Annotated in this window: 20 protein-coding genes; 3 read left to right on the top strand and 17 right to left on the bottom strand. The window is 45.6% G+C overall.

Annotated elements, in window-relative coordinates:
• The first annotated feature begins 75 nt into the window (after positions 1-75).
• From CIK89_RS09790 to CIK89_RS09780, 3 genes are all read left to right on the top strand, one after another.
• Positions 76-2622, top strand: coding sequence for a glycoside hydrolase family 9 protein (locus CIK89_RS09790; RefSeq protein WP_094391177.1), 2547 nt, complete (start codon positions 76-78; stop codon positions 2620-2622).
• Positions 2623-2762: 140 nt separating this feature from the next.
• Positions 2763-3530, top strand: a complete 768-nt coding sequence (locus CIK89_RS09785; RefSeq protein WP_094391176.1) for a hypothetical protein — start codon at positions 2763-2765, stop codon at positions 3528-3530.
• Positions 3531-3567: 37 nt separating this feature from the next.
• Complete coding sequence (locus CIK89_RS09780; RefSeq protein WP_094391175.1) at positions 3568-6048, top strand: glycoside hydrolase N-terminal domain-containing protein; 2481 nt, start codon at positions 3568-3570, stop codon at positions 6046-6048.
• 7 nt (positions 6049-6055) lie between these two features.
• Here CIK89_RS09780 and CIK89_RS13600 read toward each other — a convergent pair whose 3' ends face one another.
• The 17 genes from CIK89_RS13600 to rplF all read right to left on the bottom strand — a co-directional run bounded on the left by CIK89_RS13600 (position 6056) and on the right by rplF (position 17443).
• Positions 6056-6229 (bottom strand): hypothetical protein, encoded by a 174-nt coding sequence (locus tag CIK89_RS13600; RefSeq protein ID WP_158215012.1) that lies wholly within the window; start codon positions 6227-6229, stop codon positions 6056-6058.
• Positions 6230-6372: 143 nt separating this feature from the next.
• Positions 6373-7710, bottom strand: a complete 1338-nt coding sequence (gene gdhA, locus CIK89_RS09775) for an NADP-specific glutamate dehydrogenase (protein WP_094391174.1) — start codon at positions 7708-7710, stop codon at positions 6373-6375.
• A 358-nt stretch (positions 7711-8068) separates the two neighbouring features.
• Positions 8069-8980, bottom strand: coding sequence for an AEC family transporter (locus tag CIK89_RS09770; protein WP_094391173.1), 912 nt, complete (start codon positions 8978-8980; stop codon positions 8069-8071).
• 715 nt (positions 8981-9695) lie between these two features.
• Positions 9696-10205 (bottom strand): 50S ribosomal protein L17, encoded by a 510-nt coding sequence (gene rplQ, locus CIK89_RS09765; protein WP_094391172.1) that lies wholly within the window; start codon positions 10203-10205, stop codon positions 9696-9698.
• 33 nt (positions 10206-10238) lie between these two features.
• Positions 10239-11231: a DNA-directed RNA polymerase subunit alpha gene (locus CIK89_RS09760; RefSeq protein WP_094391171.1), complete on the bottom strand. Its 993-nt coding sequence runs from the start codon at positions 11229-11231 to the stop codon at positions 10239-10241.
• Positions 11232-11243: 12 nt separating this feature from the next.
• On the bottom strand, positions 11244-11849 hold the full coding sequence (gene rpsD, locus CIK89_RS09755; protein ID WP_094391170.1) for a 30S ribosomal protein S4: 606 nt from the start codon (positions 11847-11849) through the stop codon (positions 11244-11246).
• A 44-nt stretch (positions 11850-11893) separates the two neighbouring features.
• The gene (gene rpsK, locus CIK89_RS09750; RefSeq protein WP_094391169.1) at positions 11894-12283 is read right to left on the bottom strand and encodes a 30S ribosomal protein S11; all 390 of its coding nucleotides are present in this window, start codon (positions 12281-12283) and stop codon (positions 11894-11896) included.
• A 43-nt stretch (positions 12284-12326) separates the two neighbouring features.
• Positions 12327-12707, bottom strand: coding sequence for a 30S ribosomal protein S13 (gene rpsM / locus CIK89_RS09745; protein ID WP_094391168.1), 381 nt, complete (start codon positions 12705-12707; stop codon positions 12327-12329).
• Positions 12708-12810: 103 nt separating this feature from the next.
• Positions 12811-12927: a 50S ribosomal protein L36 gene (gene rpmJ, locus CIK89_RS09740; RefSeq protein WP_094391167.1), complete on the bottom strand. Its 117-nt coding sequence runs from the start codon at positions 12925-12927 to the stop codon at positions 12811-12813.
• A gap of 17 nt (positions 12928-12944) precedes the next feature.
• Positions 12945-13163, bottom strand: coding sequence for a translation initiation factor IF-1 (gene infA, locus CIK89_RS09735; RefSeq protein ID WP_094391166.1), 219 nt, complete (start codon positions 13161-13163; stop codon positions 12945-12947).
• A gap of 1 nt (position 13164) precedes the next feature.
• Positions 13165-13965 (bottom strand): type I methionyl aminopeptidase, encoded by an 801-nt coding sequence (gene map / locus CIK89_RS09730; protein WP_094391165.1) that lies wholly within the window; start codon positions 13963-13965, stop codon positions 13165-13167.
• 5 nt (positions 13966-13970) lie between these two features.
• Positions 13971-15314: a preprotein translocase subunit SecY gene (secY, locus tag CIK89_RS09725; RefSeq protein WP_094391164.1), complete on the bottom strand. Its 1344-nt coding sequence runs from the start codon at positions 15312-15314 to the stop codon at positions 13971-13973.
• A 5-nt stretch (positions 15315-15319) separates the two neighbouring features.
• A complete protein-coding gene (gene rplO / locus CIK89_RS09720) occupies positions 15320-15766 on the bottom strand; it encodes a 50S ribosomal protein L15 (RefSeq protein WP_094391163.1) in 447 nt (148 codons plus the stop codon).
• Between the two features lie 26 nt (positions 15767-15792).
• Positions 15793-15969, bottom strand: coding sequence for a 50S ribosomal protein L30 (rpmD, locus tag CIK89_RS09715; protein WP_094391162.1), 177 nt, complete (start codon positions 15967-15969; stop codon positions 15793-15795).
• 16 nt (positions 15970-15985) lie between these two features.
• Complete coding sequence (gene rpsE / locus CIK89_RS09710) at positions 15986-16498, bottom strand: 30S ribosomal protein S5 (protein WP_094391161.1); 513 nt, start codon at positions 16496-16498, stop codon at positions 15986-15988.
• Positions 16499-16504: 6 nt separating this feature from the next.
• On the bottom strand, positions 16505-16849 hold the full coding sequence (rplR, locus tag CIK89_RS09705; RefSeq protein WP_094391160.1) for a 50S ribosomal protein L18: 345 nt from the start codon (positions 16847-16849) through the stop codon (positions 16505-16507).
• A 24-nt stretch (positions 16850-16873) separates the two neighbouring features.
• Complete coding sequence (gene rplF / locus CIK89_RS09700) at positions 16874-17443, bottom strand: 50S ribosomal protein L6 (protein WP_094391159.1); 570 nt, start codon at positions 17441-17443, stop codon at positions 16874-16876.
• Positions 17444-17449 lie beyond the last annotated feature (6 nt).

Genomic DNA, 17449 nt, shown 5'->3' with positions numbered 1-17449 from the left:
CTAAAGATGGTGCGCAATAGCGCAGATCATGTCCAATACTACTACTTTCAAGCACAATAGAACAACCTACTCACTATGAAGAATTTTAAGCATCTATTCAAAACTAATGTCGGAAGTTTCGTACCGACGATTGTCGCATTGGCATATGCCATTGGTATTCAAGCACAAGATTATAAACTGACTGAAGGTGGATACTTCCAGTGTGAAGGAGTCGATGTGATGGCATTCTACGACTTCTATCCAGAGGGACATCAAGGCGGAGTGTCTATCCTGATGAACGGAAACAGAGTGGCAACAAACGGCGATATACGTATGGAAGCTACTCCAGGACAATGGCAACCGGTGCCGAAACAACTGCGACGCGAGGCGAAAGGCAACACCATCGTGGCTGAACTGGCTTATCCAGACTCGTCAAGACACCTCACGGGCTTCAACCCGATGATATATCCCGACCTGCAATTGCGCTACACGGTAACAACTGAGGCTGTGGGGAACCACGTGGAAGTAACCGTGGATTTAGATCGTCCGATACCAGAGGAATGGTTGGGCAAAGTGGGATTCAACCTTGAATTCTATCCAGGGGCGCTCTTCGGAAAGCCTTGGCTGATGGACAGTCAATCGGGCATTTTCCCACGGCAACCGAACTCTCCGCTCGCTACAACCACACCCAACTATCTGCGCACGGGCGATTTCCACCAAAAAGGCAAATCGATCATTGACTTCAAGCGCCTGACGCGCACCGATAAGGGCTACAATCCTATCATTGCCGACGACATCATTGCCGAGCCATACTGCGTCGGCAGGCGCTTTGTGTCGCGTCCTGACGACAACTACAATAAGGTGACGATAGAGAGCATGACAGCAGATTTGAAGCTCTACGACGGTCGCATGAACCATAACAACGGTTGGTTTGTGTTACGATCGGAGATTCCTGCGGGCAAAACCAAAGGGGCTATCAAATGGATTATCACACCTACTGTGGTGAAAGGATGGCGCTACCAACCCGTGATACAAACCTCACAGGTGGGATATCTCACTCACCAACAGAAGGTGGCGGTAGTGGAAATGGACAGCCGAGACGGTGCAGAGGGCGCTGCCGAACTCATATACATTGGCGCGGAAGGCGAGAAAGTGGTACGCACCATGCCACTCAACAAGTGGGGAAATTTTCTGCGCTACCAGTATGCACGTCTCGATTTCTCTGACATTGTCACTCCGGGACTCTACAAGATACGCTATCGCAATGTGCAGTCGTCGGTATTTAGAATCGACGATACCGTGTTTGACCGTGGTGTATGGCAACCGGTGATAGAATATTTCCTGCCTAATCAGATGTGTCACATGAGGGTCAACGAGAAATATCGCGTTTGGCACGACAGATGTCACATGGACGATGCACGCATGGCACGCAACGAAAACGGTATAGATGGCTATGATCAGAAACCGGGACTGTCTCCTTTTGCTGAGGAAGAAGAGGTGGATGGACTGGCTGTGGGCGGATGGCACGATGCTGGCGACCTGGATCTTCGCATCGAGTCGCAGATTGGCGAAGCCTACAATCTGGCGATGATATACGAGCAGTTTAAGCCTGAAATAGATGTGACGACCATCGATCAACAGCAGCATCTGACGGAGATTCACCAAGCTGACGGTAAGAACGACATCCTGCAACAGATAGAACACGGCGCATTGTCGGTATGTGCAGCATATCGCGCACTGGGCCGCCCCTACCGTGGCATCATCAGTCACGACCTCAGGCAATATGCCATGCTGGGCGATGCTGCCGCCATGACCGATGGTATCAAAGGCAACGACGACGACAGATGGGTATATACCGAAGACAATCCAATGCGCGACCTGACTACAGCTGCACATCTGGCGGGTGCCACACGAGTGCTGAAACTGCATAACGATACCTTGGCGGCACAGTGTCTGGAAATGGCACGCGCACTCTTTGCACGCGAAGAACCAGTGGCTGGGGCTAAACTGCACGTTGCCGTGGAACTCTATCTGACCACTGGTGATGCTGTTTATCGCAACTACATCCTGCGAAATCAGGCGGCAGTGATCAAGAACATCGGTAGAAACGCACCGATTCTGGCACGACTCGCACGACAGTGGGAACAACAAGGCGACAAGCAGGAACGTCGCTTTGCTGCAACATTCCGCAAAGCACTACCTGCCTGTGTGGAACAAATGAAGAACGAAGCAGCGAAAACTCCATACGGGGTGCCCTACGAACCAAGCATCTGGGGAGCAGGATGGGGTATTCAGAGTTTCGGTGTGAAATACTACTATCTCACAAAATACTATCCCGAACTGTTCGAACCACAGCCGGTTTACAGTGCACTCGACTTTATATTGGGATGTCATCCGGGCTCCAACACGGCATCGTTTGCATCGGGTGTGGGTGCAAAGTCGGCTACCGTGGCCTACGGAACTACACGCGCTGACTGGTCGTACGTGCCGGGTGGCGTGGTTTCGGGCACAGCCATCATACGCCCAGACTTCCCCGAACTGCTGGAATTTCCATACCTCTGGCAGCAAACAGAATATGTGTTGGGAGGCGGATCGTCTGACTATATGTTCTTGGTACTCGCTGCTAAGCACCTCATGAAATAATACATCAGGGTAACAGCTGACCCCATCATTGCTACAGAATTAGGGATTCCCCTATGCAATGATGGGGATTTTTTCTTGCTATCTGACAGAAATTTGTTAACTTTGTCCGCGAAAAACAATAGATCATAACACGTAACAGTATGAAAAAGACAGTTTTCGCAATCATAGTAGCAACTATCATGATGAGCAGTTGCTCTAATAACGCTGCGGTAGGAACCTATGTGGGAGCACAGTTTGGAACGATCCTCGGTTCTGCCATCGGTGGCATTATCGGAGGACCAAGAGGCAGCGACATCGGAACCGTGATAGGCATGGCGGGCGGAGCTGCTATCGGTGCTGCCGTCGGACAGGCGGCTGACGACAAGGAGGAAATGGAGAACAGACGGCAGCAACAGGCCGATGCCGATGTTTACGACCCACGGTGTGAGCCCATGCAACCTAACGACGACAGCGCATACAGCGTGGATACAACAGGCAACAACGATGTAATCGACTTCGATGGACAGGGACCAAAGGAGATGCAGCAGACGGACAGCTACCAACCGAAAGCGGAGCCGACACTCGACATACGAAAAATACGCATCAGCTATGCGGGAATGGATGAGGTGGTATGTGCCGGAGATGAGTGCACCATACAGTTTGAAATCATGAACTGTAGCAACGAAACGGTATATGACGTGCAACCACTTGTCATCGACGAGAGCAACAATAAGCACATCCACATATCGCCAAACCTCCACGTGGAGCGCATTTCGCCCAATGCCGGAATACGCTATACGGCGACGATACTGGCGGATAGAAAACTGAAAAACGGTACAGCGACTATCCGAGTGGGCGCAGCAATAGGCGACCAAGAGGTGAAAGAGGGCGGAAAGACGCTCACCATCACCACGCGCAGAAGGCGATGAGGTGGAAACAATGCGAAATACTACGAATTAAAAAAATATGAAGAAAACATTATCACTGATTATCATGGCGGTCGTAGCGGTGGCTGTTTCAGCACGCGACGACCGCCGTGAACTTATGCAACTATGGTACGATCGGCCGGCTACGCAATGGCTTGAAGCATTGCCGGTAGGCAATTCACACTTGGGCGCTATGGTATATGGAGGTACAACCGACGAGACCATACAACTCAACGAAGAGACGTTCTGGAGCGGCGGACCTCACCAAAACAACAGCACAAGGTCGCTGGGGCGCTTGGCGGAGGTGCGCAACCTCATTTTCAACGGAAAAGAGGAGGAGGCTGCAAAGCTCATCAACCAAGACTTCATCGTTGGACCACACGGTATGAGATTTCTGCCGATGGGACATCTGCGGATGAAAATGGACGGAAACGGTAAGGCTACCGACTATCAGCGCAATCTGCAACTGGACCGTGCAGTGGCGGAAACACATTTCAAGATTGACGGCGTGAACTATACACGCACCGTGTTTGCCTCAATGACAAGCAAGGTGCTCGTGGTAAGACTGACGGCGGATCGGAAAGGAGCTATCAACATGACCGCCACACTCGATGCACCGTTTGACTATACGACAAAAGCAGACGGCAAACAGATTACAATGAGCGTGAAAGGATGCAAGCAGGAAGGCATTGACGCTGCGCTCACCGCTGAATGTGTGGCTGAGATTCGAACCGATGGAAAGGTCGTGGAGAAATGTTTGAACGACAGTTGCAACACTGCGAATGCTTTACACGTGGAAAAAGCATCGGAGGTAACCATGCTGTTGAGCGCGGCTACCAATTTCGTCAACTATCACGATGTATCGGGAAACGCTGCAAAGCGCAATAACGAATGGCTTAATGCTGTAGAAGCACTCACCTATAACCAACTCTTGGAACAACACGAAAAGGAATGGAAAAGGCAGTTTGGCAACGTGGAGCTCACACTCGATGCTGACAGCAACGCTTTGCTGCCCACAGATCAACGACTGCTTCACTTTGCAGAAAGCAAGGATATGGCAATGGTGGCTCTCATGTTCCACTATGGCAGATACCTCCTGATCGCATCATCGCAGGAGGGAGGACAGGCTGCTAACCTTCAGGGCGTATGGAACGATAATACCCATGCACCGTGGGACTCGAAATATACCATCAATATCAATACGGAAATGAACTACTGGCCGGCGGAGGTGACCAATCTACGCAGCACCGTGGGACCACTGTTCTCACTGATCAAAGACCTCAGCGTCACGGGCACGACAACGGCAAAACAGATGTATGGATGTCGAGGATGGATGGCTCACCACAATACGGATATTTGGCGCATAACAGGACCAATAGACGGAGCACAATGGGGAATGTTTCCCAACGGTGGGGCATGGCTCACCACACATCTCTGGCAACACTATCTCTACACGGGCAACAAGGACTTTTTGAAGCAATGGTATCCAGTGATTAAGGGCGCAGCGGAGTTCTATCTCGACTATCTGCAACCCATGCCGGGAACAACATGGCGTGTTGCTGTGCCGTCGGTAAGCCCGGAACAGGGACCAACAGGCAAGCATACGGCGGTAACGGCTGGTTGCACCATGGACAATCAGATTGCTTTCGATGCACTGTCGAATGCAATTCAGGCCTCTGAAGTGCTCGCAATAGACGAGCCGCTACGTCAGGAAATGAAGAAAATGAGGGACTTGCTACCTCCAATGCACGTCGGACGATATGCACAACTACAGGAATGGCTCATCGATGCTGACGACCCTCACAACGAGCACAGACATATCTCGCACCTCTACGGACTTTATCCCTCAAACCAGATATCGCCTTTCTCTCATCCAGAACTGTTCCGTGCGGCTGCTAACACACTGCATCAGCGTGGCGATATGGCTACAGGATGGAGCCTGGGATGGAAAGTTAACTTCTGGGCGCGTATGCTCGATGGCAATCATGCATTTCGTATTATACGAAATATGTTGCACCTTTTGCCTTCTGATAAACTGGCGGCACAGTATCCGGAAGGTCGCACCTACCCTAACCTCTTCGATGCACATCCGCCGTTCCAAATTGACGGAAACTTCGGTGTAACGGCTGGTGTGGCAGAAATGCTTATTCAGAGCCATGATGGTGCGGTGCATCTCTTGCCTGCCCTACCCGATGATTGGACGAAAGGAAGCATCAACGGACTTTGTGCACGAGGCGGATTTGAAGTGGATATGACATGGAACAACCATCAGTTGACACAGGCTACCATCCATTCTACTATCGGCGGAATGCTCCGTCTGCGTTCGGCTGTGCCGTTGAAAGGCAAGAAGCTACGCAAAGCAAAGGGACAATGTCCAAACATGCTCTATGCCCCTGCGGTCATTGCAAAGCCCATTGTGGCTAAACGCATAGACGAGGGTGTAGATGCAAACATTCCTTCGGTCTATGAATACGACATCATGACGCAACCCGGACAGGTTGTTACCATCACTGCAAAATAAGCAATCGCTAACACATAATACCCATATAGTCGGCCTCTGCCACAGAGCGTAAGTTCTGAGCAGAGGCTGATTTATTTCCCTTCATCAACAACATCAGACACCAAAGCAACAGCCGTACATCACGCTCGCATGTCGCATTTGCACAATGAACTGCTGTGCATATCATGGAAGGACGCGTCATAATATCACTCAGCAAAGCAATAAAGCTGATTTGCAAAGCTGCTTTGACGCAAGAAAAAACAGAAAGGAGGAAAGTCTTGCGACTTCCCTCCCAAGGATATGTTCCGACTACTTGTAATCGGAGTGCTTAGTAAAGAGAGTTTTTTAAACAATACCCTGAGCCATCATAGCATTGGCTACCTTCATGAAACCTGCTACGTTTGCACCCTTCACATAGTCGATATAGCCATCAGCCTGCTTGCCATACTTCACGCACTGCTCATGGATATTAGACATGATGTAGTGGAGTTTCTCATCAACTTCTGCCTCGCTCCAACCCAAACGCATAGAGTTCTGGGTCATTTCAAGACCAGAAGTGGCAACACCACCTGCATTGACAGCCTTACCAGGAGCAAAGAGCTGATGGGCAGCAATGAACTTTTCTGCTGCTTCTGCTGTGCAACCCATGTTAGATACCTCAGCTACGCAGAGTGGCTTGTGGGCCAAAATCTGGTCGGCATCGGCTCCATTGAGTTCGTTCTGAGTAGCACAAGGCAGATAAATGTCAGCCTCGCGCTCCCAAGGCTTCTTGTCTGCGTAGAATTCAGAACCTGCAAACTCTTCGGCATAAGGTGAGCAAATATCGTTACCTGAAGCACGAAGCTCAAGCATATAAGCAATCTTCTCTGCATCCAAACCGGCAGGATCGTAGATATAGCCGTCAGGTCCACTGATAGTGATTACCTTGGCACCAAGTTCGGTAGCCTTCTTGGCGGCACCCCATGCTACGTTGCCGAAGCCTGAAATAGCAACGGTCTTGCCCTTGATGTCGAGACCATGGGTCTGCATCATCTGATTGACGAAGTATAATGCACCAAAGCCTGTTGCTTCTGGACGAATCTTTGAACCGCCCCACTCGATGCCCTTACCGGTAAGAACACCCTGGAATTGATGGGTCAACTTCTTATACTGACCATACAGGAAACCAATTTCACGAGCGCCTACACCTATATCACCAGCGGGAACGTCCTCATCTGGACCAATATGACGATACAGTTCGGTCATGAATGCTTGGCAGAAACGCATCACTTCGTTGTCACTGCGACCACGGATAGAGAAGTCGGAACCTCCCTTACCACCGCCCATAGGCAATGTGGTCAGTGCATTCTTAAATGTCTGCTCAAATCCCAAGAACTTCAAAATACTGAGGTTTACAGAGGGATGGAAGCGCAAACCGCCTTTGTATGGACCAATGGCGCTATTGTACTGTACTCGATAGCCGATATTTACATGCACCTCACCCTTATCATCAGTCCAAGGAACACGGAAAGTGATAATACGTTCGGGCTCAACAAGACGCTCAATTAACTTGGCGCGCTCAAACTCAGGATGCTGGTTATAGACTTCCTCAATAGAGAGTAACACTTCACGGACTGCCTGTAAGTACTCGGCTTCACCTGGGTGCTTATGTTCCAGGTCTTGCATGATTTTCTCTACATTCATAGTTTTAAGGATTTTATATTTTAGTAACTTTGTTGCAATGTGTCATTAAGACAATGCAAATATAGGCATCTTTCCCGAAACTTCAAAGAAAAATACGAAATATTTTAAAGTCAATGTTTACATTATGTTAATTTTGCACACTTATTTACGCTGTGCACGTACCCAACAATTGTTTTCTATGGGCTTAATAGTTCAAAAAAAGCATCTTTCAACAAGATTATTGAAAGACTACCACACTTCGTACAGCTATCACATTTACGATGGGAATACATCAGATGAATGGAATAGGTATATATCGGATGAATGACGCGTCAGCATGACTCAAAACACATAACGACTGACATTAAATCAATAACACTTATTTGAATAAGAGCGTTACTAATGGAATGCTCAGAATGGAGGCTACAGTGGTAATGAAGGTCATCTCGGTCATCAAAGATGGATTGCGACCGTATTTCATGCAGAACATTGTGCCGAAAGATGCTACGGGCATAGCAATAACAACGGTATTGATATTGTTGATGACATCGCTTACACCACATATCTTGAACAGAAAATAAACGGATAAAGGCACAACTGACAAACGCAAAACGGAGGCTACATATACCTTCGGGCTGCCTACTATCTCTCTTAACGAGAGACGCGCCATAGAAGAACCGATGATCATCAATGAGGCTGGAACTGTAATATTACCTACCATCGTCATGGGACGAGCTATCATAGCAGGGGTATGAATACCGAATGCAACCATTAAGGCGGCTACAAATGCTGCTATCATTGCAGGTGAAAAAAGCAACTTGGGATTGATACTCTTGATACTGTATTCGCCTTTTACAAGCATTACACCGGCGGTAAAGATAAAAAAGGTGTTGGGCATGTTCAATAAGGCTGCGTAAAATACGGCTTTAACACCGAATATCGAAGCAACTATGGGGTATCCAATAAAGCCGACATTGGCAAACATCAATGCAAAACCTATCATCCCACGCGCATCACGATCTTGCGTGATAAAACGCGGAACTAAGAAACCATAGACCAATAACAATATATAGGTAAGAAACCCTGTAACCAACAAAGGAAGAATAAGACTACGATCGGGAATTTCTGAACCCATAACGGACGATAAGATAAGCGCAGGGCACGTCACATCGATTACAATAGCAGATAACTTCTGTTCGAATTTATCACCCATGTAACCCAACTTATAAAGCACATAGCCTAATATCACCATGATGAACAAAATCACCATCACTTCTACATTCTCTATCATACAATCATTATTATTATCTACGGTATCTACACATACTTATGACGATCATTGCTATTCTTTGCATTGCGTTATCTTCTTATTGTAACTAAGACTGGTTCTATCAATGTAGAACAAATGCCATCAATGCAGCAACTAAAGACAGAAAGGACAATAAGATTTCTACCTCAAACATGTTCATTCAAATACCGATTCCGTTTCTTGTTATCCCATACTATCTATAAACTTATTTTTTAGCAGCTATAAAACCATTTGAAAACAATATGCCGTTTATCATAAAAGGCTGTCATCGCAATTATATGCGTTATGACACCTTTGCAAAAGGACTGTTTTACATATACAGTAGAACAACTTCTTCATTACTTGATGCCACTTATACCATCGTTGAACGGTACCTTCAAGAGATATATAAAGCACTTACTTTAGGTTCAAAGTCACAGTTCCATAGCTTAAAGTCCATCGCAACATCATTGATCCTATATATGCCAATACCAAAAGGCAACTTCTCCGATATAATAAGGTGTCTGCGACAATAATTAAAGACAGCGACTTCAATCCGCTAAACATAGTGTATTAAACTTAATATAAGAGATCATAAACCATACATAAAAGCACTGTAACCTGATTGGCTTAATGGCAATAAAAGCAAAAATAACATCTAAAAAAATCCCGCTCACTTTATGTAAGCGGGATTCTACTATTTGAGATTAATCGATGATTACTCTGCTTTTGCCTCTTCTGCAGCAGGTGCTTCAGCTACGGGAGCTTCTGCAACAGGTGCCTCAGCGGGAGCCTCAGTCTTAGCAGCAGTTGACTTGCGTGAACGGCGAGTCTTCTTAGCTTCAGACTTAACGGTCTTGGCCATGTTCTCATCAAAGTCAACAAGTTCGATGAAAGCTACAGAAGCAGCGTCACCCTGACGGGTACCGAGCTTGATGATACGGGTGTAACCACCGGGACGGTCACCAACCTTCTCTGCAACAACTCCGAAGAGCTCTTTCAGAGCTTCCTTATTCTGAAGGTAGCTAAATACTACACGACGTGAATTGGTTGAATCGTCCTTTGAGCGTGTAATCAGGGGCTCAACATACTTCTTGAGGGCCTTTGCCTTGGCAAGAGTCGTAGTGATTCTTTTGTGCATAATCAGCGAAATAGCCATGTTGGCAAGCATAGCTGCGCGATGATCTGCAGTACGGCTCAAATGATTGAATTTCTTATTGTGTCTCATTTTTCGTTTTTTCTTAGAGGACTAATGGCCTTATTATGCCTGGTCCAGTTTATACTTTGTAATATCGGTTCCAAACGACAGATTCAGACTCTCGAGCAAATCATCAAGCTCAGTGAGCGATTTCTTACCGAAGTTACGGAATTTAAGCAAGTCGGTCTTGTTGTACTGTACAAGATCACCAAGGGTCTCGACATCGGCTGCTTTCAAACAGTTAAGCGCACGAACCGAAAGGTTCATATCTACCAACTTAGTCTTGAGCAACTGACGCATGTGCAATACTTCCTCGTCAAACTCCTGGTTGCCTTCAACATCATTATTCTCCAATGTAATCTTCTCGTCAGAGAAAAGCATGAAGTGATAAATCAATATCTTGGCGGCTTCTTTCAAAGCATCTTTCGGGTGAATGGAACCATCCGTTGTTACTTCAAGCACAAGCTTGTCGTAGTCTGTCTTCTGTTCAACACGATAAGGTTCAACAAAATACTTAACGTTACGGATTGGGGTGTAGATTGAATCGATTGCTATTACATTAACATCGGTACAATACTCACGGTTCTCGTCTGCGGGAACGTAACCACGACCTTTATTAATTGTTAGATCAATCTGCATCGAAGCTTTGGAATCTAAATGACAAATCACCAAATCGGGATTTAACACTTCAAATCCAGTCAGATACTTACCTATATCTCCAGCTTTGAACTCGGTAGAATTCTCAACGGTGATAGAGACTTTTTCGTTCTCGAATTCTTCCACTACTTGCTTGAATCTTACTTGCTTCAGATTCAAGATAATGTTGGTTACATCTTCCTTTACACCAGGTACTGAAGAGAATTCATGCTCAACACCAGCAATACGAATGGTGTTGATTGCATAACCCTCGAGCGATGAAAGAAGAATGCGGCGCAAGGCGTTACCAATGGTTACACCAAAACCTGGCTCAAGAGGACGAAATTCGAACTTGCCGAACTTGTCATTGGCCTCCAACATTACGACTTTATCAGGTTTTTGAAATGCTAATATCGCCATTAATTTAATGATTTATTTAGAGTACAACTCAACGATTAACTGCTCCTTAATGTTCTCAGGAATGTCGGCACGTTCAGGAACGTGGAGATACTTACCACTCTTGGTCTGCTCATCCCATTCAATCCAAGGATATTTGCTGTGGTTGAAACCTGCAAGGGCAGCGTCGATAACCTCGAGAGACTTAGACTTCTCACGAACACCAACAATCTGACCAGGCTTAACAGCATAAGAAGGAATGTTCACAACATTGCCATCAACGATAATGTGCTTGTGACTAACCAACTGACGGGCAGCGGCACGAGTGGGAGCAATACCCAAGCGGAACACCACATTGTCAAGGCGGCTCTCCAAGTGCTGGAGAAGAACCTCACCGGTGATACCAGCTGCTTTAGCTGACTTCTCGAACAAATTACGGAACTGACGCTCAAGAACACCATAGGTGTACTTGGCTTTCTGCTTCTCTGCCAACATGACAGCATACTCCGACTGTTTGCGACGGCGATTGTTGCCATGCTGTCCCGGAGGGAAGTTCCTGCGGGACAAAACTTTGTCTGCGCCGAAGATGGCTTCACCAAATCGACGAGCAATTTTTGATTTCGGTCCAATATATCTTGCCATAATCTTAATAGATGTCTAATAAATAATAATAATGTTCCTTTCAATTATACACGACGACGCTTCGGAGGACGACATCCGTTGTGTGGCAGTGGAGTTGCATCGATAATCTCGATAACCTCAATTCCTGCACCATGCACCGCACGGATAGCTGACTCACGACCGTTACCGGGACCTTTCACATAGGCCTTAACCTTGCGAAGACCAAGGTCAAAAGCGACCTTTGCACAATCCTCAGCAGCCATCTGTGCAGCATAAGGAGTGTTCTTTTTAGAACCACGGAAACCCATTTTACCTGCTGAAGACCAAGAAATAACCTGACCCTCATCGTTGGCTAATGATACAATAATGTTATTGAAAGAACTGTGTACGTGAAGCTGACCAAGGGCATTTACTTTCACGTTTCTTTTCTTTGAAGTGACTGTTTTCTTTGCCATAATTCTTAATTCTTAACTGTTACTGATTTTTGTGAATTGTGAATTACTTCGTGGCCTTCTTCTTGTTTGCAACAGTCTTCTTCTTACCCTTGCGGGTACGTGCATTGTTCTTGGTGCTCTGACCACGAACAGGAAGACCGTGACGATGACGGACACCACGATAGCAACCAATATCCATCAGTCGCTTGATATTCAACTGGATCTCACTACGAAGATCACCTTCTACTTTGAATTCAGCACCGATAATCTCACGGATCTTGGCTGCCTGGTCGTCACTCCATTCGCTGACTTTCAGGTCGCGGCTCACGCCGGCCTTGTCCAAAATCTTTGCTGAACTACTTCGACCAATACCATAGATATAGGTCAATGCGATTTCGCCACTCTTCTCTTGGGGCAAATCTACTCCAACAATTCTAATTGCCATTTGTTACTTAAAATAAATAATTAAAATTCGAATTTCTGCTAAAAAGCATGCAAAGATACACAGAATTTGCGAAACTTCATGTATCCTTTATGCTTATTTAACATTAGCCCTGACGCATTTTATACTTAGGGTTCTTCTTGTTGATAACGAACAGACGTCCCTTACGACGTACAATCTTGCACTCTGGGGTACGTTTTTTCAATGATGCTCTTGTCTTCATTATAATTTTCTCCTTATTTATTTGTATCTAAATACAATTCGTCCTTTAGTAAGATCGTAGGGGCTCATCTCAACCTTCACCTTGTCTCCGGGAAGAATTTTGATATAATGCATACGCATCTTACCAGAAATGTGTGCTATAATGGGCACACCATTTGCCAATTCAACTCGGAACATTGCGTTGGACAATGCCTCGACAATTGTACCATCTTGCTCAATAGCGCCTTGTTTTGCCATACTAATATTGTTTTCCTTCTATCGTTTCAACTTCTTCAAATGAGGATAAAATTTCAGCCTTGCCTTTTCTAATTGCTATGGTATGCTCAAAGTGTGCAGCAGGTTTACCATCTCGAGTACGAATGGTCCACTTATCGGCATCAAGCCAAATTTCGCGTTTTCCCATCGTTATCATCGGTTCAATCGCTATACACATATTGGCCTTCAAGAGAATACCGTTTCCTCTACGACCATAATTAGGTACAGGAGGATCTTCATGCATCTCATGACCAATACCATGACCGGTTAACTCACGGACAACACCGTAATTTTGTACTTCACAATGATCTTGAACAGCACTGCTGATGTCACCCAAATGATTTCCTGCAACTGCATTTTCAATGCCTTTGTACAAAGATTCTTTAGTTGTGCGAAGTAATTTCTTAACTTCATCACTGACTTCCCCAACGCAGAACGTATAGCAAGAGTCACCGCAAAATCCATTCAATAACGTACCACAATCAATGGAGATTATATCACCTTCCTTTAATATGGTCTGTGCATTAGGTACTCCATGAACTACGACATCATTGACTGATGTACAAATACTGGCAGGGAACGGCCCTCCATATGGATTTGGAAATCCCTTAAAAGTCGGAATAGCTCCATGGTCACGGATAAATTCCTCTGCCATCTGATCCAACTGAAGGGTCGTTACGCCAGGCTTAATATATTTAGCAAGATGCCCGAGTGTTTTACCAACAAGTTGGTTAGCATCGCGCATCAAGTTTATTTCGTCCTCTGTTTTTAGAAATATCTTCATACAGATTAGTAGGCTGCTACAACGCCACGTCCATGAATACGGCCAGAACTCAATAGTCCATCGTAGTGTTTCATCAACAAGTGACTCTCAATCTGCTGGAGTGTATCAATAACAACACCAACAAGAATCAACAAAGATGTTCCACCAAAGAACTGAGAGAAGGCATCCTGAACATTCAACAATCCAGCCAAAGCGGGCATAACAGCAATGAAAGCAATAAACAACGAACCAGGGAATGTGATACGCGACATAATAGTGTCGATGTAATCAGCAGTCGGTTTTCCAGGCTTAATACCAGGAATAAATCCATTGTTACGTTTCATATCCTCAGCCATTTGGGTTGGATTAAGCGTAATAGCTGTATAGAAATAGGTGAATAGAATGATAAGAACTGCAAAGATAATATTGTAAGTCCAACTGTGATGATTCAACAACGAACGAACAAACCAACTTGCATTCTCAGGAGCTGCATACTGCACAAATGCCAAGGGGATGAACATCAATGCCTGAGCAAAGATAATTGGCATCACATTGGCGGCAAACAACTTGAGTGGGATGTACTGACGTGCACCACCAACCTGACTATTACCTACAAGACGTTTTGCGTACTGTACGGGAATCTTACGAACTCCCTGTACCAGAATGATAGATGCGCAAACAACTGCATAGAGAATGATAATCTCTACAAGGAACATCACAAGTCCACCACTGGTAATAGCGGTAAAACGCGAGCCTACTTCCTGGATGAAAGCTTGAGGCAGACGTGCGATGATACCAATCATAATGATTAGAGAAATACCATTGCCTATACCTTTATCTGTAATGCGCTCACCCAACCAAAGGATGAACATACTTCCTGCTGCGAGAATAAAACATGCGGGGATTGAGAAAATCGTCCAGTTGATTCCCGAGGCCAAAGCTTGACCAGCCTGCATTTTCAAGTTAATGAGATAACTCGGTGCCTGAAACAGCAGGATACCTACTGTCAGATACCGAGTATAAGTCATTATCTTTTTGCGGCCACTCTCGCCTTCACGCTGCATCTTTTGGAAATAAGGTACAGCAACAGCAAGAAGCTGCATAACGATAGAAGCAGAGATGTAAGGCATGATTCCAAGCGCAAAAATTGATGCGTTGGAAAATGCACCACCGGAGAACATATCCAAAAGTGACATAAGGCCACCTTGAGTTTGTGACTGCAGTTTGTCGAGCATGCTAGGATTAATACCAGGCAGAACTACGAACGAACCAAAACGGTATATTGCTACAAACAAGAAGGTGATGAGGATGCGCTGACGCAAATCCTCAATCTTCCAAATGTTCTTCAGTGTCTCTATAAACTTCTTCATCTTTTTTAGATAATTGTTGCGTTACCACCTACTGCCTTGATTGCTTCTTCGGCAGTTTTTGAGAATGCATTAGCTTCTACATCTACCTTGGCTTTCAGTTCACCGTTTCCGAGAACCTTAACCAACTCTTTACCATTGGTAAGACCTGCTTCAACGAGTTCAGCAACACCAATCTTGGCATAACCATGCTTTTCAGCAAGCTTCTGAAGTGTAGAAAGGTTTACTGCGAAATACTCCTTGTGGTTGATATTTTTGAAACCAGCCTTAGGAACACGGCGCTGAAGAGGCATCTGACCACCTTCGAAACCAATCTTTCTCTTGTAACCTGAACGAGCCTTTGCACCCTTGTGACCACGCGTAGAAGTACCACCAAGACCTGAACCAGGACCACGTCCGATTCGACGGCTTGAATGTGTAGAGCCTTCTGCGGGCTTTAAAGTATGAAGTTTCATATTCGAATCTGTTTAATAAATGATAATTAATCGATAACAGTCACTAAGTGATGGACTTTACGTACCATACCACGGATGACAGGAGTATCCTCCACCTCAACTACCTGAGAGATCTTGCGAAGGCCAAGAGCCTGAAGAGTACGCTTCTGATCTACAGGGTAACCGATTTTGCTTTTAATTTGCTTAATCTTAATTGTTGCCATAGTTAATATCTCCTTATTATCCTCTAAATACTTTATCCATACTGATTCCACGTGTGCCGGCAATAGTATAAGCATCACGAATCTGGCTCAAAGCAACGATTGTTGCCTTAACCAAGTTGTGAGGGTTAGAAGAACCCTTTGACTTGGCCAGAATATCCTTAATACCTACGCTCTCAAGCACAGCACGCATAGCACCACCGGCAACAAGACCGGTACCAGCAGCTGCAGGCTTCAAGAAGACCTGAGCACCACTGTAACGTGCTTCCATCTCGTGAGGAATGGTTCCCTTGAGTACGGGAACCTTTACAAGATTCTTCTTGGCTGCTTCTACACCCTTGGCGATAGCTGCGGTAACTTCACCAGCTTTGCCAAGACCCCAACCAATGATACCGTTGCCGTCACCGACAACAACAATGGCTGCGAAAGTAAAGGTGCGACCTCCCTTAGTTACTTTGGTAACACGGTTGATGGCAACCAATCTGTCTTTCAACTCAACGTCACTATTTACTTTAACTTTATTTATTGCCATAATCGTTTAGAAATTAAGTCCACCTTTACGAGCTGCATCAGCCAAAGACTTTACTCGGCCATGATAGAGATAACCGTTACGGTCAAAGACTACGTTTTCAACGCCAGCCTCCTTGGCCTTCTGGGCTACCAATTCGCCAACCTTCTCAGCCTGTTCGATCTTAGGCATAGCCTCAAGACCGAGAGAAGATGCAGATGCAAGAGTTTTACCTTCCAAATCATTTATCACCTGAGCATAAATCTGCTTGTTACTACGGAAAACGCTCAAGCGGGGACGCTCGGCTGTGCCGAAAACGTTCTTACGAATTCTGTATTTGATCTTAATTCGTCTTTCTACTTTCTTTGTTGTCATAATCTTCAATTCGTTTAATGATTATTACTTAGCTGAAGCTGACTTACCCGATTTACGACGGATAACCTCGCCCTTGAACAAGATACCCTTTCCTTTATAAGGTTCAGGCATACGGAAAGAACGAATCTTAGCACAGATGAGTCCGAGCAACTGTTTGTCGCAAGACTCAAGTACAATCTGAGGATTCTGGTTGCGCTCAGACTTAGTCTCAACCTTTACTTCACTTGGAAGCTGAAGGAAAATGGGGTGAGTATAACCGAGAGAGAACTCAATAAGATTACCCTGGTTTGAAACACGATAACCTACACCGATCAGTTCCATTTCCTTCTTATAACCTTCACTTACACCAACAACCATGTTGTGTACAAGGGCACGGTAAAGACCATGGAAAGCCTGTTTCTGTTTGAGATTAACAGGACTATTCTCGTCAATTTCGAAAGAAACGTGACCATCAGCAATAGTCACCTTGATAGAAGAATCAACCTTTTGAGAGAGTTCACCCTTGGGACCCTTAACGGTTACAATTCCATCCTGACCCTGAGCTACAGTAACACCAGCAGGAATACTAATTGGCAATTTACCTATTCTTGACATATGCTA

The sequence above is a fragment of the Prevotella sp. P4-119 genome (assembly GCF_002251345.1).
Lineage (GTDB): Bacteria > Bacteroidota > Bacteroidia > Bacteroidales > Bacteroidaceae > Prevotella.
The sequence above is the reverse complement of the archived record's forward strand: the minus strand, read 5'-3'. Positions and strand labels throughout refer to the sequence as shown.

Excerpts from the sequence above, each read along its gene's own strand:
- CIK89_RS09790 (WP_094391177.1), top strand. The coding sequence starts at position 76 with ATGAAGAATTTTAAGCATCTATTCAAAACTAATGTCGGAAGTTTCGTA.
- CIK89_RS09785 (WP_094391176.1), top strand. The coding sequence starts at position 2,763 with ATGAAAAAGACAGTTTTCGCAATCATAGTAGCAACTATCATGATGAGC.
- CIK89_RS09780 (WP_094391175.1), top strand. The coding sequence starts at position 3,568 with ATGAAGAAAACATTATCACTGATTATCATGGCGGTCGTAGCGGTGGCT.
- CIK89_RS13600 (WP_158215012.1), bottom strand. The coding sequence starts at position 6,229 with ATGACGCGTCCTTCCATGATATGCACAGCAGTTCATTGTGCAAATGCG.
- gdhA (WP_094391174.1), bottom strand. The coding sequence starts at position 7,710 with ATGAATGTAGAGAAAATCATGCAAGACCTGGAACATAAGCACCCAGGT.
- CIK89_RS09770 (WP_094391173.1), bottom strand. The coding sequence starts at position 8,980 with ATGATAGAGAATGTAGAAGTGATGGTGATTTTGTTCATCATGGTGATA.
- rplQ (WP_094391172.1), bottom strand. The coding sequence starts at position 10,205 with ATGAGACACAATAAGAAATTCAATCATTTGAGCCGTACTGCAGATCAT.
- CIK89_RS09760 (WP_094391171.1), bottom strand. The coding sequence starts at position 11,231 with ATGGCGATATTAGCATTTCAAAAACCTGATAAAGTCGTAATGTTGGAG.
- rpsD (WP_094391170.1), bottom strand. The coding sequence starts at position 11,849 with ATGGCAAGATATATTGGACCGAAATCAAAAATTGCTCGTCGATTTGGT.
- rpsK (WP_094391169.1), bottom strand. The coding sequence starts at position 12,283 with ATGGCAAAGAAAACAGTCACTTCAAAGAAAAGAAACGTGAAAGTAAAT.
- rpsM (WP_094391168.1), bottom strand. The coding sequence starts at position 12,707 with ATGGCAATTAGAATTGTTGGAGTAGATTTGCCCCAAGAGAAGAGTGGC.
- rpmJ (WP_094391167.1), bottom strand. The coding sequence starts at position 12,927 with ATGAAGACAAGAGCATCATTGAAAAAACGTACCCCAGAGTGCAAGATT.
- infA (WP_094391166.1), bottom strand. The coding sequence starts at position 13,163 with ATGGCAAAACAAGGCGCTATTGAGCAAGATGGTACAATTGTCGAGGCA.
- map (WP_094391165.1), bottom strand. The coding sequence starts at position 13,965 with ATGAAGATATTTCTAAAAACAGAGGACGAAATAAACTTGATGCGCGAT.
- secY (WP_094391164.1), bottom strand. The coding sequence starts at position 15,314 with ATGAAGAAGTTTATAGAGACACTGAAGAACATTTGGAAGATTGAGGAT.
- rplO (WP_094391163.1), bottom strand. The coding sequence starts at position 15,766 with ATGAAACTTCATACTTTAAAGCCCGCAGAAGGCTCTACACATTCAAGC.
- rpmD (WP_094391162.1), bottom strand. The coding sequence starts at position 15,969 with ATGGCAACAATTAAGATTAAGCAAATTAAAAGCAAAATCGGTTACCCT.
- rpsE (WP_094391161.1), bottom strand. The coding sequence starts at position 16,498 with ATGGCAATAAATAAAGTTAAAGTAAATAGTGACGTTGAGTTGAAAGAC.
- rplR (WP_094391160.1), bottom strand. The coding sequence starts at position 16,849 with ATGACAACAAAGAAAGTAGAAAGACGAATTAAGATCAAATACAGAATT.
- rplF (WP_094391159.1), bottom strand. The coding sequence starts at position 17,443 with ATGTCAAGAATAGGTAAATTGCCAATTAGTATTCCTGCTGGTGTTACT.